This window comes from Bacillus sp. CH140a_4T (assembly GCF_008923725.1).
Lineage (GTDB): Bacteria > Bacillota > Bacilli > Bacillales > Bacillaceae_G > Bacillus_A.
Genome location: NZ_WBPF01000013.1, coordinates 1,144,410 through 1,144,851, shown reverse-complemented (window position 1 = coordinate 1,144,851; position 442 = coordinate 1,144,410). Strand labels below are relative to the sequence as shown.

Annotated in this window: 4 tRNA genes and 1 rRNA gene; all 5 read left to right on the top strand. The window is 53.4% G+C overall.

Features of this window, described 5'->3' with window-relative positions:
• Positions 1–96: ribosomal RNA gene (rrf, locus tag F8162_RS14955) — 5S ribosomal RNA — on the top strand; the annotation flags it as partial.
• Positions 97–101: 5 nt separating this feature from the next.
• Positions 102–177, top strand: a tRNA-Val gene (locus F8162_RS14950).
• Between the two features lie 8 nt (positions 178–185).
• Positions 186–269 (top strand) — tRNA-Tyr (locus F8162_RS14945).
• Between the two features lie 11 nt (positions 270–280).
• Positions 281–355: transfer RNA gene (locus F8162_RS14940), tRNA-Gln, on the top strand.
• 4 nt (positions 356–359) lie between these two features.
• Positions 360–435, top strand: a tRNA-Lys gene (locus F8162_RS14935).
• Positions 436–442: the final 7 nt, after the last annotated feature.

The window sequence follows — 442 nt, the reverse complement described above, 5'->3', positions numbered from 1 at the left end:
GGTCACACCCGTTCCCATACCGAACACGGAAGTTAAGCTCTCTAGCGCCGATGGTAGTTGGGACCTTGTCCCTGTGAGAGTAGGACGTTGCCAGGCAAAATGGAGGATTAGCTCAGCTGGGAGAGCACCTGCCTTACAAGCAGGGGGTCGGCGGTTCGATCCCGTCATCCTCCACCATATATGTCGGAGGGGTAGCGAAGTGGCTAAACGCGGCGGACTGTAAATCCGCTCCTTCGGGTTCGGCAGTTCGAATCTGCCCCCCTCCACCATTCTTAATTAATGGGCTATAGCCAAGCGGTAAGGCAACGGACTTTGACTCCGTCATGCGCTGGTTCGAATCCAGCTAGCCCAGCCATTAAGAGCCATTAGCTCAGTTGGTAGAGCATCTGACTTTTAATCAGAGGGTCGAAGGTTCGAATCCTTCATGGCTCACCATTTTAAA